The sequence below is a fragment of the Agrobacterium sp. 22-223-1 genome (assembly GCF_053522385.1).
The window spans coordinates 1,275,452-1,289,809 of the sequence record NZ_JBNWCN010000001.1 but is presented as its reverse complement, the minus strand read 5'-3'; the positions used below and the strand labels follow the sequence as shown (position 1 = coordinate 1,289,809).

At 60.0% G+C, this 14,358-nt stretch carries 13 protein-coding genes; 9 read left to right on the top strand and 4 right to left on the bottom strand.

The features are described from left to right. Positions 1-187 precede the first annotated feature (187 nt). The 6 genes from topA (at position 188) to rpmG (ending at position 7,841) form a co-directional block, all read left to right on the top strand. Entirely contained in the window at positions 188-2,872 is a 2,685-nt protein-coding gene (topA, locus tag ACQZ60_RS06385) for a type I DNA topoisomerase (RefSeq protein WP_031233433.1), read from the top strand. Next, complete coding sequence (rnr, locus tag ACQZ60_RS06380) at positions 2,869-5,223, top strand: ribonuclease R (RefSeq protein WP_448734927.1); 2,355 nt, start codon at positions 2,869-2,871, stop codon at positions 5,221-5,223. Before topA ends, rnr begins: the two co-directional genes overlap by 4 nt. A 44-nt stretch (positions 5,224-5,267) precedes the next feature. After that, on the top strand, positions 5,268-5,711 hold the full coding sequence (locus ACQZ60_RS06375; protein WP_059752697.1) for a DUF983 domain-containing protein: 444 nt from the start codon (positions 5,268-5,270) through the stop codon (positions 5,709-5,711). Positions 5,712-5,773: 62 nt separating this feature from the next. Then, positions 5,774-6,400, top strand: coding sequence for an NUDIX hydrolase (locus ACQZ60_RS06370; RefSeq protein WP_448735318.1), 627 nt, complete (start codon positions 5,774-5,776; stop codon positions 6,398-6,400). Between the two features lie 17 nt (positions 6,401-6,417). Continuing rightward, positions 6,418-7,584 (top strand): MFS transporter, encoded by a 1,167-nt coding sequence (locus ACQZ60_RS06365; protein WP_162144073.1) that lies wholly within the window; start codon positions 6,418-6,420, stop codon positions 7,582-7,584. An 89-nt stretch (positions 7,585-7,673) separates the two neighbouring features. Next, positions 7,674-7,841 (top strand): 50S ribosomal protein L33, encoded by a 168-nt coding sequence (gene rpmG / locus ACQZ60_RS06360; RefSeq protein ID WP_003496403.1) that lies wholly within the window; start codon positions 7,674-7,676, stop codon positions 7,839-7,841. An 897-nt stretch (positions 7,842-8,738) separates the two neighbouring features. On the opposite strand, the gene ACQZ60_RS06355 is transcribed toward rpmG, so the two are convergent. Next, complete coding sequence (locus tag ACQZ60_RS06355; protein WP_137003378.1) at positions 8,739-10,109, bottom strand: PleD family two-component system response regulator; 1,371 nt, start codon at positions 10,107-10,109, stop codon at positions 8,739-8,741. An 18-nt stretch (positions 10,110-10,127) separates the two neighbouring features. Continuing rightward, a complete protein-coding gene (locus tag ACQZ60_RS06350) occupies positions 10,128-10,499 on the bottom strand; it encodes a response regulator (RefSeq protein ID WP_003521498.1) in 372 nt (123 codons plus the stop codon). Positions 10,500-10,630: 131 nt separating this feature from the next. On the opposite strand from ACQZ60_RS06350, the gene ACQZ60_RS06345 reads away from it, so the two are divergent. Next, positions 10,631-10,939 (top strand): DUF3572 domain-containing protein, encoded by a 309-nt coding sequence (locus ACQZ60_RS06345; RefSeq protein ID WP_448734926.1) that lies wholly within the window; start codon positions 10,631-10,633, stop codon positions 10,937-10,939. Positions 10,940-10,960: 21 nt separating this feature from the next. Here the strand turns inward: ACQZ60_RS06345 and ACQZ60_RS06340 are convergent, their stop codons facing one another. Next, positions 10,961-11,221 (bottom strand): BrnA antitoxin family protein, encoded by a 261-nt coding sequence (locus ACQZ60_RS06340; protein WP_448734925.1) that lies wholly within the window; start codon positions 11,219-11,221, stop codon positions 10,961-10,963. Next, on the bottom strand, positions 11,187-11,654 hold the full coding sequence (locus tag ACQZ60_RS06335; protein ID WP_448735317.1) for a BrnT family toxin: 468 nt from the start codon (positions 11,652-11,654) through the stop codon (positions 11,187-11,189). The genes ACQZ60_RS06340 and ACQZ60_RS06335 overlap by 35 nt, the downstream gene beginning before the upstream one ends. On the opposite strand from ACQZ60_RS06335, the gene ACQZ60_RS06330 reads away from it, so the two are divergent. Beyond that, complete coding sequence (locus ACQZ60_RS06330; RefSeq protein ID WP_020810658.1) at positions 11,653-12,936, top strand: DNA polymerase IV; 1,284 nt, start codon at positions 11,653-11,655, stop codon at positions 12,934-12,936. The genes ACQZ60_RS06335 and ACQZ60_RS06330 overlap by 2 nt on opposite strands. A 169-nt stretch (positions 12,937-13,105) precedes the next feature. After that, positions 13,106-14,344, top strand: coding sequence for a L,D-transpeptidase family protein (locus ACQZ60_RS06325; RefSeq protein ID WP_020810659.1), 1,239 nt, complete (start codon positions 13,106-13,108; stop codon positions 14,342-14,344). Positions 14,345-14,358 lie beyond the last annotated feature (14 nt).

Genomic DNA, 14,358 nt, shown 5'->3' with positions numbered 1-14,358 from the left:
CAATTTACCAAAGATTGCAATACAACAATAGATTATCCATAGGTTGCAATCATCTTGAAGCGATAAAATCGGCCTTGCCTCTTGACCCGCGCGCATTACCTGTCCATGTCGAAATATAAAGAAGGCGAATTGCGGCATTGCGCCGTGACCCGGCCACGTTAACGGACCAGTTCCAGAGAAAAACAATATGAATGTCGTCGTCGTAGAATCTCCTGCCAAAGCCAAGACGATCAACAAGTATCTTGGCTCGGGCTACAAGGTTCTTGCATCCTTTGGCCACGTCAGAGACCTTCCTGCCAAGGACGGATCGGTGCTGCCCGACCAGGATTTCGAAATGTCCTGGGAGGTCGACAGCGCATCCGCCAAGCGCATGAAGGATATTGCCGATGCGGTAAAATCCTCCGACGGCCTCATTCTCGCAACCGACCCGGATCGCGAAGGCGAGGCCATTTCCTGGCACGTTCTCGATCTTTTGAAGAAAAAGCGCGTCCTCGGCGACAAGCCGGTGAAGCGCGTGGTCTTCAACGCCATCACCAAAAAGGCCGTGCTGGACGCCATGGCGAACCCGCGCGACATCGATGTGCCGCTGGTCGACGCCTATCTCGCCCGCCGCGCGCTGGACTATCTCGTCGGCTTCAATCTGTCGCCCGTGCTGTGGCGTAAGCTGCCCGGCGCGCGTTCCGCCGGCCGCGTTCAGTCGGTTGCACTGCGCCTCGTCTGCGACCGCGAATCCGAGATCGAGCGTTTCGTCTCCGAAGAATACTGGAACATCAGCGCGCTTCTGAAGACACCGCGCGGTGACGAGTTCGAAGCCAAGCTGGTTTCGGCCGATGGCAAGCGCCTGCAAAGCCGCTCGATCAAGACCGGAGACGATGCGAACCGGCTGAAGGCGCTGCTCGAAGGCGCGAGCTATGTGGTCGAAAGCGTCGAGGCGAAACCGGTCAAGCGCAATCCCGGCCCGCCCTTCACCACTTCGACGCTGCAGCAGGCGGCCTCCTCGCGCATGGGCTTTTCCGCCTCGCGCACCATGCAGGTGGCGCAGAAGCTTTACGAAGGCATCGATATCGGCGGCGAGACCGTCGGTCTGATCACCTATATGCGTACCGACGGCGTGCAGATGGCCCCGGAAGCGATCGATGCCGCCCGCCGCGCCATTGGCGAGCAGTTCGGCGGCCGTTACGTGCCGGAAAAGGCGCGTTTCTATTCCACCAAGGCCAAAAACGCCCAGGAAGCGCACGAAGCGATCCGACCGACCGATTTCAACCGCACGCCGGATCAGGTGAAGCGTTATCTCGATCCCGATCAGCTGCGTCTTTATGACCTGATCTGGAAGCGCGGCATAGCGAGCCAGATGGCCTCGGCGGAAATCGAGCGGACCACGGTGGAAATCCTTGCCAGCAATGGCGGCGAAAAGGCAGGCCTGCGCGCCGTCGGTTCGGTGATCCGCTTCGACGGTTTCATCGCCGCCTATACCGACCAGAAGGAAGATGGCGAACAGAGCGACGACGGTGACGACGAAGGCCGTCTGCCGCCGATCAACGAGCGCGAGAACCTCGCCAAGCAGAAGATCAACGCCAGCCAGCACTTCACCGAACCGCCGCCGCGTTATTCGGAAGCCTCGCTGATCAAGAAGATGGAAGAACTCGGCATCGGCCGTCCCTCCACCTATGCGGCGACGCTGAAGACGCTGAGCGACCGTGAATATATCGTCGTCGACAAGCGCAAGCTGATCCCACATTCGCGCGGCCGGCTGGTGACGGCTTTCCTCGAAAGCTTCTTCACCAAGTACGTCGAATATGATTTCACCGCCGCGCTTGAAGAAAAGCTCGACCGGATTTCCGCTGGCGAACTGGACTGGAAGCAGGTGCTGCGCGATTTCTGGAAGGACTTCTTCGCCCAGATCGAAGACACCAAGGAACTGCGCGTCACCAACGTGCTGGATGCGCTGAACGAGGTTCTGGCGCCGCTGGTCTTCCCCAAGCGCGAGGACGGTTCCGATCCGCGCATCTGTCAGGTTTGCGGCACCGGCAATCTTTCGCTGAAGCTTGGCAAATACGGCGCTTTCGTCGGTTGCTCCAACTATCCGGAATGCAATTACACCCGCCAGCTGACCTCGGACGGTTCGGAAGCCGAAGCTGCGGCTTCGAACGAGCCGAAGGCGCTGGGTGCCGATCCGATGACCGGCGAGGAGCTGACGCTGCGCTCCGGCCGTTTCGGGCCCTATATCCAGCGCGGTGACGGCAAGGAGGCCAAGCGCTCCTCGCTGCCCAAGGGCTGGAAGCCTGAAGATATCGACCACGAAAAGGCGCTGGCGCTCATCAACCTGCCGCGCGATATCGGCAAGCATCCGGAAACCGGCAAGATGATTTCCGCCGGCCTCGGCCGCTACGGGCCGTTCCTTTTGCATGACGGTTCCTATGCGAACCTTGAAAGCATCGAGGACGTGTTCTCTATCGGCCTCAACCGCGCTGTGACCGTGATTGCCGAAAAGCAGAGCAAGGGACCGGGTCGCGGCCGCAGCGGCACGCCGGCGGCGCTGAAGGAACTGGGCGACCACCCCGATGGCGGCTCGATCACCGTTCGCGACGGGCGTTATGGCGCTTACGTCAACTGGGGCAAGGTCAACGCCACCATTCCGAAGGGTCAGGACCCGGCTTCGGTGACGCTGGACGAGGCGCTGGTGCTGATTGCCGAGCGCATCGCCAAGACCGGCACCGGCGGCAAGCCTGCCAAGGGCAGGAAGACGACTGCCAAGAAGGCCGATGGTGACGCCGCAGCTAAGCCGAAGGCGACCAAGGCCAAGGCGGCAACAAAGAGCAAGACGGCCGCCAAGCCGAAGGCAGCGGCCAAACCCAAGAAGGCAGCAGAGTGAGCAAAGCGCCGCGTCAGAGACAGGGTTCAGCCAGCGACGGTTTCGGACGCACCGGGCGCGGCAAGCGGGTTAGTGAAGGTGAAGGCATCATCCATGGTGAGGTGCCTCCCCGCGACGTGCTGCTGAAATTCATCGCCGACCATCCGCAACAGGCCTCCAAGCGGGAAATCGCCAAGGCTTTCGGGCTGAAAGGCGAGAACCGCGTCGTTCTCAAAGCGCTGCTGAAAGAGCTTGAAACCGACGGCATGGTGCAGAAGAGCCGCAAGTCGCTGACGCGGCCGGGCGGCCTGCCGCCGGTCACGGTTCTCGATATCACCACCCGCGACAAGGACGGCGAATTGATCGGCCGACCGGCGGAATGGCCGGAGGATCAGGGCGCGGCGCCGGCCGTGCTCATCCGCCAGTCATCGCAGGATCGCGGCAAGAAGGCCCCGGCGGCGGGTCTTGGCGACCGCATTCTAGCGAAAATCTTCCCCTCCAAGGAAAGCTCCGGCCCGGCCTATACGGCCCGCGTCGTGAAGCTGATCGACCGCCGCCAGAACGCGCTGCTCGGCGTGTTCAAGGAGACGGCGGGCGGCGGCGGACGGCTGATGCCGATCGACCGGCGCGGCGAAGAAATGGTCATCGACCCCGATGGCGTCGGCGATGCGAAAGACGGCGATCTGATCGAGGTGGAAACCTCGCGCAACAGCGGCCGTTATGGGCTGACGCGCGCCAAGGTCCTGTCGGTTATCGGCTCCGTTGCCTCGGAAAAGGCGATCTCGATGATCGCGATCCATTCCCACGGCATTCCGCATATCTTCCCCTCGAACGTTCTTGCCGAGGCGGATGCCGCCAAGGCGGCCAGCATGTCGCACCGCGAGGACTGGCGCGACCTGCCGCTCATCACCATCGATCCGGCCGACGCCAAGGACCATGACGATGCGGTCTATGCCGAGCCCGACACGTCGCCCGACAATCCTGACGGTGTCATCGTCACCGTCGCCATTGCCGATGTCTCCTGGTATGTGCGATCAGGCGCACCGCTCGACCGCGAAGCGCTGAAGCGCGGCAACTCGGTCTATTTCCCTGACCGTGTCGTGCCGATGCTGCCGGAGCGCATCTCCAACGATCTCTGCTCGCTGAAGGAAGGCGTCGACCGCCCTGCCCTTGCCGTGCGGATGATCTTTTCGAAGGAAGGCCGCAAGGCCGGCCACACCTTCCACCGCATCATGATGAAGAGCGCTGCCAAGCTCTCCTACAGCCAAGCTCAGGCGGCCATCGACGGACGGCCGGATGACAAGACCGGCCCGCTGCTGGAACCGATCCTGAAGCCGCTATGGCACGCCTATGCGGTGATGAAGCGTGGCCGCGACCGCCGCCAGCCGCTGGAACTCGATATGCCGGAACGCAAGATCCTGCTTCGGCCCGACGGGACGGTGGACAAGGTCGTCATTCCCGAACGCCTCGACGCGCATAAGCTGATCGAGGAAATGATGATCCAGGCGAATGTCGCCGCCGCCGAGACGCTGGAAAAGAAGAAGCAGCCGCTGGTCTATCGCGTCCACGATGCGCCCACGCTTTCCAAGCAGGAGGTGCTGCGCGAATTCCTCGGCACCATCGGCATATCCATGGCCAAGGGTGCGGCCATGCGCGCCAATTCCTTCAACGGCATTCTGGCCCGCGCGCTCGATACGCCGCACCAGATCATGGTCAACGAGATGGTGCTGCGCAGCCAGAGCCAGGCGATCTACAGCCCGGAAAACATCGGCCATTTCGGCCTCAACCTGATGAAATATGCACATTTCACCTCGCCGATCCGCCGTTATGCCGACCTCATCGTGCATCGCGCGCTGGTGGGGTCGCTTGGCCTCGGCGAAGGCGGCATCACACCGCAGGAAGAGGCGACGCTGGACGATATCGCCGCCGAAATCTCGACCTTCGAGCGCCGCGCCATGGCTGCCGAACGCGACACCATCAACCGGCTGATCGCGCATCATCTCTCCGAACGGGTGGGCGAAGAATTCGAGGGCCGTGTTTCCGGTGTCACCAAGGCGGGACTTTTTGTCGCGCTTCCGCAATTTGGCGCGGACGGCTTTGTTCCTATATCTACACTCGGAACCGACTATTTCCTTTACGATGAGGCCCATCAGGCCCTGACAGGAGAGAAGACGGGCCTTGGATACCAGCTTGGCGACACGGTTCAGGTGCGGCTTGCGGAAGCGGTGCCTTTGGCAGGCGCGCTTCGTTTCGATATGCTGAGCCCGGGGCGCAAGATGCCGGTCGGCTCGCGGTCGTTCCACAAGGCAGGCCGGCGGACATCGCGTCCTGCCGCTAAGCCCGGGACGCGACCGCCCAGAAGGCGACGATAACAAGACCGCTTCAGGCGGTTGAAAAACGGGAGAAGGACTTAAGGATGAGTGCACATCAGGGCTCGGAAACAGTCACCTTCGGAGACGATAGCGCGGAACGGCCGCTTGGCCGCTCGATCATGCGGGGAATGGCCAATCGCTGTCCTGCGTGCGGCAGCGGACGCCTGTTCCGGGCCTTTCTGAAGCCGGTGGACGCCTGTGCCGCCTGCGGCGAAGAAATGCACCACCACCGGTCCGATGACCTGCCGCCCTATATTTCCATCGTCATCATCGGCCATATCGCCGTCGGCGGTTTCATGATGACCGATATGGTGTTTTCCGTTCCCATGTGGGTGCATTTCGCCATCTGGGTGCCGATTACCATTCTCGCCGCGCTTTTGACGCTACAACCCATCAAGGGCGGTGTCATTGGCCTGCAATGGGCGCTGAAGATGCACGGCTTCGACCGAAAACAGCAAAAAGCGCAGATCGACGGCTCGTCTCACTGACGGCGGGCGGGACCTTGCAGGTGACTCAGCTTTCCCGGCGTGCCGAAACGGCGAGCGCGCCCATGCGGCCGCGCGACGCCGCCTCCATCATTCTGTTCGACCGCTCCGGCTCGCAGCTCAGGGTGCTGATGGGCCAGCGCAGCAACGCCCATGTCTTCATGCCGGGCGCCTATGTATTTCCCGGCGGCAAACGCGATCCGCGCGACCATGCGCTGCCCTTTTCGGGCGATCTGCATCCCGCTGTCCTCCACAGCCTCACCGCCTCCGCAGCGCGGCGGCTCAGCGCTGCCGGCGCGAGAGCTCTGGCGCTTGCCGCCGCACGCGAGCTTTTCGAGGAAACCGGCGTGGATCTCGGCTTGAGCACCAGGGGTCCCGATCTTTCCCGTTTCCGATATGTGGCCCGCGCCATCACCCCACCCGGCAATGTGCGGCGCTACGACACGCGATTCTTCTGCTGTTATGCCGACGAATTGAGGCTGGATACCCGGCTAACCCGTGATTCCGACGAGTTGCACAATGTGCAATGGCTTGACATGACAGACCTTTCCGGTCTGAACATGCCGAAAATCACGCGTACGGTTCTCGAAGATGTCACAAAACTCATGATAGGTGATCCCTCATTGCCCTTTGAAAGCCCCGCGCGGCTCTATATCACGCGCCACGGCCGGTTCATTCGAGACTTTGTATAAAGGCCGTCATGTCACAAATGAAATGCGAAGAAGCGGACGCCATTCACTGGCCCTCACTGATCGCCGCCATTTCCGCCATCAGTGCGGTCGGTGTCGCCATCGGCCTTGGCCTTCCGCTCCTGTCGATCATCCTTGAGAAGCGCGGCATCTCCTCCACCATGATCGGGGTGAATTCGGCCATGGCCGGCGTCGCAGCGATGATGGCGGCCCCCGTGACCACCAAGATCGCCCATGATTTCGGCGTGGCGCGAACCATGCTGTTCGCAGTCGTCGTTTCGGCGCTGAGTGCGCTCGGTTTTTATTTCGCCGAAGCCTTCTGGATGTGGTTTCCGCTGCGAATCGTTTTCCACGGCGCCACCACCACGCTTTTCATCCTCTCCGAATACTGGATCAACATGACCGCGCCGCCCAGAAAACGCGGCATGGTTCTCGGCATCTACGCCACTGGCCTTGCGGTCGGCTTCGCGGTCGGTCCGCTGCTGTTTTCCGTGGTCGGCAGCGAAGGCATATTGCCGTTTCTAGTCGGCGCGGCGATCATCCTGCTCGCCGCGATCCCGATCTTCATGGCGCGCGGCGAAAGCCCGGAGCTGGACGAACGGCCCAACCACCATTTCGTCCGTTATGTCTGGCTGGTGCCCATGGCGTCCGCGGCTGCCTTCGTCTTCGGTTCGGTGCAGGCCGGCGGCCTTTCGCTGTTTCCGATCTATGCGACGCGGGAAGGCTTCAACGAATCGCAGGCAGCGCTTCTCCTTACCGTGATGGGCATCGGCAATATGGTCTTCCAGATACCAATCGGCCTGCTTTCGGACCGGATGAAAGACCGGAGGACGATGCTGGGGCTGATGGCATTTGCCGGCGTCTGCGGCACGCTGGCGCTGCCTTTCCTGGTGGAAAGCTGGCTTCTGGTGGCGGCCCTGCTGCTGTTCTGGGGCGGGCTGGTCTCCGGCATGTATACTGTCGGCCTCACCCATCTCGGATCACGCCTGAAAGGCGCCGATCTGGTCGCCGCCAATGCCGCCTTCATCTTCTGTTACGCCATGGGCACGATTGCGGGGCCGCAGGCCGTGGGCATTTCCATGGACCTTGCCGGAACCGACGGCTTTGCCTGGTCACTGGCGGTATTTTTCGGGCTTTACGTGGTGCTTTATATCGTCCGTTTTGTTTTCCGGGCAAAACAGGCTTGACTTTTCAGGCGCGATACGTAGTTTCGCGCCAGATTTAGCCGAGGTGAGAAGCGCCTGCGGCTTCTCTTTTGTTTAAAGGCAGGACGACCATGGCGAAAGCTACAACAATCAAGATCAAGCTGCTGTCGACAGCCGACACCGGTACCTTCTACGTCACCACCAAGAACAGCCGTACGTTCACGGACAAGATGACGAAGACGAAGTACGACCCGGTTGTACGCAAGCACGTTGAATTCAAGGAAACCAAGATCAAGTAATTTCTTGATCGGTCTCCGACAAAAGCGCGCCCAACGGGCGCGTTTTTTGTTTGTGCCAAGGGAAGAGGCTGCCACCAGCCTTGTCGCGCCCAGAGGCTTTCCAGGCGGCCAATAAGGCCCCGCGTCCCCGCTGCCCCCGGAAATTGCCGCCGTTACTGGCAAAGCGCGCGAGCAGCCATGGGCAAGTCCGACCATATGGTCTGACGCCCCACCCGCCGCCGCAATCATTCAGATGCTCAAAAGAAGCATCCCAAGGGCTACGGCCATCTGCCCTGCCCCGTATCACGACCTCGCACATGACGTGAACGAAGACGACCGCACAAGCCGCTACGCTGCGATACGCTCACCACGAACAGGTAATTTTCGGGAAGAAGGCGGTCGGCTAACGATGCGATTACGGCACGAGGAACCGATTCGGACATCGTCAGCCGACCGACCCCACGATTCAGGAGATGCGGCGGACCTGAGCATCATGGGGCATTCAAACTACGCAATACCAGCCCCTGACGAGCGAAATCGCGACGGCTAAAGCCGCTATCATTCATCATCACAAGACGGATAAACCGCCGGAAGAACTGTTACTCTCAATAGGGAGTGTGCGCAGAAGTAAAATAAAAATCAACAAATTCTTAAGCCAGAGATACATCACCTGGGAAACATGGTTAAGTATACAAAGCTGGCACACTATAGTTGCCGGAGAGATTGAATTCAACGTATTTTTCAACTTGAACTCTATTTGTATCGCCAATCTGCATCTTTTCATTGTAAAGCGATAAAATACATCCAAGGTCAATGGCTTGCAGCCTCGCGACGCCCGCCCCGTATTCCCGAATAACTATTTCGCCGGGATATGACGGAGAGATTGCGCAATATTTTTAGTTAATCCGCCGCTGATGCTCAGGCAGCGGCAGCAACGACACGGTTGCGACCGGCGTGTTTCGCCTCATAGAGCGCCTTGTCGGCGTGTTTCAAGATTTCGTCCGGCGCGCCGAAGGCGCCGCTGCTCGTGGCGATGCCGAGGGACGCGGTAATGCTCAGTTCACGGTCGATGGAACGAACATAAAAAGGCTTGTCCTCGACTATCGCCCGCAGGCGCTCGGCGACGCTTGCCGCAAGCTCCATCGGCGTATCGGGCATGACGACGACGAACTCCTCCCCGCCATAACGGCAGGCGAGATCCGCGCCGCGCACCGTGCTGCGAATGCGTGCTGCAAATTCCCGCAGCACCTCATCGCCGACATCGTGACCATAGGTGTCGTTGACCAGCTTGAAGCGGTCTATATCGGTCATGCAGATGGAAATCGGGCGGCCGCGAACGGCAGCACGGTCGAAGAGTATCTTCAGGTGGTTGTCGAGGTAACGGCGATTGTTGAGGCCGGTCAGCCCGTCGACGATGGCGAGTTCCATCGTGTGCTGGAGATTGAGCCGCAGATGCTCGTTGTAGCGCTTGCGCCTGATCTGCGTCAGCGAGCGCGCGACGAGTTCGTTCGGATCGATCGGGCGGAGAATGTAATCATTCACGCCGAGATCGAGCGCCCGCGCCACCATATCGTCCGCCCCCTGCTCCGCCACCAGAAGCAGCGGCAGGAAACGGGTGCGTTCCAGCGAGCGAAGCTGCGAGCACAGCCGTAGCGGATCGTAATTCTCGAAATTTGAATTGACGATGACGAGCTCGAACGGATTGCCCGCGGCCTTGAGCAAGGCCGCCTGCGGCTCGGTGACGGCATCGACCTCGGCAACCGGCTTCAGCGCCCGTACGATACGTTCCTGCGAGCTGGCGCGGCCATCCGCAACCAGCACGCGGCCGGGCGTCTGCATCAGGCCATCGCTGCGCAGCATCTCCTCGATGCCGATCTGCCGTGCGGTTTCCGCGCGCAGCCGCAATTCGTCGCTGACGGCCTTGAGGCGCACGAGGCTTTTGACACGGGCGATGAGTTGAAGATCATTGACCGGCTTGGTGAGAAAATCGTCGGCGCCGGCCTTGAGGCCGCGCACGCGGTCCGATGGCTGATCGAGTGCCGTGACCATCACCACCGGAATATGTGCGGTATTCGGATTGGCCTTCAGCCTTTCGCAGACCTCGAAACCATCCATGCCCGGCATCATGATATCGAGCAGGATGATATCGACCTGCTCTTCGTCGCAGATCGCCAGCGCCTTGAAACCATCCTCGGCGGTGACGACATCGAAATATTCCGCCAGAAGGCGGGCTTCGAGAAGCTTCACATTGGCCGGAATATCGTCAACAACCAGAACTCTCGCCGTCATAACCGTTCCCCAGTCGCCTCACGCATCGCCCAGATAAGTCTTGATGACTTCGATGAACTTCGGAACGGAAATCGGCTTCGACACATAGGCCTCGCATCCGCCCTGGCGAATCCGTTCCTCGTCGCCCTTCATGGCGAAAGCCGTGACCGCGATGACCGGAATGACATGCAGCTCGTCATCTTCCTTCAGCCACTTCGTCACCTCCAGTCCCGAGACTTCCGGAAGCTGGATATCCATGAGGATGAGGTCCGGGCGGTGCTTGCGGGCGAGATCGAGCGCTTCCATGCCGTTGCGCGTCTGGATGGTCGTATAACCGGACGCCTCGATCAGGTCGCGAAAGAGCTTCATGTTCAGCTCGTTGTCTTCGACTATCATGACCTGCTTGGGCATGGTGAGCAGTCCCCGTTTCGCTTTGAAACCTTCATCCAGACATATAAGTTGCCAGAGAACCGATTCCATCGTCCATTTGTTGCGCAAGGCTAGAGGGATTTGGTTTCAAAATAGGTAACTTCGGGGAAGAAATGCTGCGCGATACGAAAAACAAAGGCAATGCCGGCCAGGATCCGCAAGAAACGGCAGCCGCCATACTTGGCTGGCTGGCAAACGAACCGGAAATGCTGGCGCGTTTTCTGGCGCTGAGCGGGTTGCAGGCCAATATGCTGCGCCAGGCCGTCAACGATCCCGGCTTTCTTGCCGGCCTCACCGATTTTCTGATGAACCATGAACCGGACCTCATGGCGTTTTGCGCCGCGACCGATACTTCCCCCGAAACAGTGGCGGCCGCCTGGCATCACTTTTCCGGGCCGGGGCTGGATTCAGGCGTGTATTGACGGGTAGCCAGCCGGAGGCGGTCAGCGTTTCAGCAATGTGCGGGCATAGGATTCCAGCACCGCATTCATGCGTGTCTGGTATCCCTTGCCGGTGGATTTATAAGCCTCGACGACGGACTTCTTGACCCTCAGCGTGATCTGCTGCGTCCCTTCCGGCTCCACGAGTTTTGCATTCGCCCAGAAGTGCTCATCCAGTTCGGGAATATCGCTGTAGTCAATCTTCTCGTCAGGCAAGGCTGCCAGCTCTTCAAGGCTCAGTTCTTTTTCGTATTTCTTCGTCATAACGTTTCCTTTCGCGGCGGTTTGCCGGCCGGGCGGAGATGATGCGGGTTCGACCGGCACGATCGGTATGGATGACCGCCAGAAATACTATTCCTTCGATCTGCCCTATGCTGTGATAGCGCATCTCTCCATAGGCCCCGCGCTCATCGACCCATGAAAGAACCGCACCCTCGAAGATTCGAATCGCCGTCTGAAATCCGACGCCATGCTTTCGGATGTTGGGCCTGTTTTTCTCTTCATCCCATTCGAACATGCGTAAAAAATCATCTACAATTGTAACTACAAATATGGGTGAGATCAAATATTTCTCTATGGTATGCAAGTTTTCCGATGCGCCGGGGTTTTCAAATCCGGGCTTTGTCGCGAACGCCCCTTGAGCCGTTGTCACGGCCGGAGTATGGTCAGTGACGTTCTTGTTTTGTTTTCGGCTCATGTCCACGTCGCACCCCTATGATCCCGGTTTTTGCCGCGACTGTCTGGCCGGCCAGCCAGAAGGGCTGAGGCGTTGCCGCGCCTGTGGCAGCCCGCGCCTTGTTTATCATGCCGAACTCTACGATCTGAGCATTGCCCATATCGACTGCGACGCCTTTTATGCCTCCGTTGAAAAACGGGACAACCCGGAACTGGCCGACAAGCCTGTGATCGTTGGCGGCGGCAAACGTGGGGTGGTTTCCACCGCCTGTTATATCGCCCGCATTCACGGCGTGCGTTCCGCCATGCCCATGTTCAAGGCACTGGAAGCCTGTCCTGACGCCATCGTCATCAAGCCGGATATGGAAAAATACAGCCGTGTCGGACGCGAAATCCGGGCGATGATGCAGGAATTGACGCCGCTGGTGCAGCCGCTTTCCATAGACGAGGCGTTTCTCGATCTTTCCGGCACCGAGAAGCTGCATCACGATCCACCGGCCCGTGTGCTGGCGAAATTCGCCCGGCGCGTGGAAAAGGAAGTGGGCGTGACCGTTTCAGCCGGCCTTTCCTACTGCAAATTTCTCGCCAAGGTCGCGTCCGACCTGCAAAAGCCGCGCGGCTTTTCAGTGATCGGCGAAACGGAGGCGCTGTCCTTTCTGGCGACGCGGCCGGTCACCACCATCTGGGGCGTGGGCAAGGCCTTCGCGGCGACGCTGGAGGCGGACGGTATCCGCATGATCGCGCAGCTGCAGGAGATGGAGGAAAGCGAGCTGATGCGCCGCTATGGCGTGATGGGACAACGCCTCTTCCGGCTTTCGCGCGGCATTGACGAGAGGCATGTGCACAATAACGACCCCGTCAAAAGCGTCTCTTCCGAAACCACCTTCTTCAACGATATTTCCCGCCATGAGGATCTGGTACCGATCCTGCGCTCGCTTTCCGAAAAGGTTGCCTGGCGGCTGAAGAAGAGCGGCATTGCCGGCCAGACGGTGGTGCTGAAGATGAAGACGGCAGACTTCAAGCTCCGCACCCGCAACCGCAAACTGGACGACCCCACGCAGCTTGCCGACCGGATTTTTCGCACCGGCCTTTCGCTGCTGGAAAAGGAAACGGACGGCACCAGGTTCCGCCTCATCGGTATCGGCGTCAGCGATCTGCGCGACGCGGGCCTCGCCGATCCGCCCGATCTCGTCGACAAACAGGCGGGGCGCCGGGCTGCGGCGGAAGCGGCGATGGACAAGCTGCGCGACAAGTTCGGCAAGGGCAGCGTCGAGACCGGCTATACGTTCGGAACGCGCAAATAACAGTTGCGCGATTGTGCGACAGGTCGCGCAATCCTGCCCTCGCCGCCTCGCGCCGGATATATTTTAGATTTTACACAAATTAGTGATGTTGCGGATGATCGGTCCTTAAACTTCATTAAACTTCGCATGATTGAGTGAGGCAAGTTTTGTACATGTGGTGTATTGCGTCATGTCCCTCCGCCTCCGTCTTATGGCTGGCATGCTGTCGGCCAGCATTCTTGCCTTTCCGGCGCTTGCCGCTGACAGCAGGTCCATGCAGATACTGGTATCGAAAAGCGACCAGTCGCTTTCGCTTTATGAGAACGGCGAAATCGTCGCCACCTCGAAGGTCTCCACCGGCAAGGCCGGGCATGAGACACCGAGCGGCATCTTCTCGATTCTGGAAAAGCGCAAATACCACGAGTCGAATATCTACTCGGCCGCGCCCATGCCCTTCATGCAGCGGCTGACATGGTCCGGCATCGCGCTGCACGAAGGCAAGGTGCCGAACTATCCGGCCTCGCACGGCTGCGTGCGCCTGCCGTCCAAATTCGCCAAGTCGCTCTTCGGAGACACCCGGACCGGCGTACATGTCATCATCACCGACCGGCCGGTCTCGCTGCGCTTTGTGCAGCATCCGGCGTTGTTTCAGCCGCGCGATGATGCCGATGACGGCAAGCTGCTTCTGTCGGATGTGGAATTGCGCCCGGCGACTTTCGATGCGGCTTTGGGGACGGTCGAGGTTGCCGTCAATGAAAAGACCCAAGCCCTCAAGCCGGCGGCGAAGACCAGGGAGCCCTCGCCCCTGCGCATTCTCATCACCCGGCGCGGCGAGCGGGAAAAGGTGATGGATATTCAGACCGTGCTGACCCGCCTCGGTTTCGATGCCGGTTCAGCCGATGGTTATGCCGGGGAGATGACGATCAGCGCCATCAATGGTTTCAAGCGCTGGAAGGGGCTGAAAACCACCGGCCCGCTTCTAACCGATGCTTTCGTGACGGCGCTTTATGCCTCCGCCGATGAAGACCACCCGCCGACCGGCCAGATCATGGTGCGGCAGGATTTCAAGCCGCTGTTCGAAGCAGCCATCGACATCAAGGACCCGGAAGTGGCGCTCGGAACCCATTTCTTCGAAGCCGTGTCCGTGGATCGCGCCGCCGGAACCGCCGAATGGAACGGCGTGACGCTGGAAAACCATCTGCCGGCGGCGGCCCGCAAGCGGCTCGGCATCTCTGTTACCGAAGCCCCGGGCGGTTTCGATCAATTGAGCGCCGTGCTCGGCCGCCTCGAAATTCCCACGGAAATACGCAGCCGGATCGAGCAGGAGCTTTCAAGCGGCAGCTCGATCACCGTTTCCGATATCAGTCACCAGCTGGAGACAGGCATTGGAACGGACTTCATTACCGTGACCAAAGAAGGGCCGGTATGAGCGACGTGTGAGGC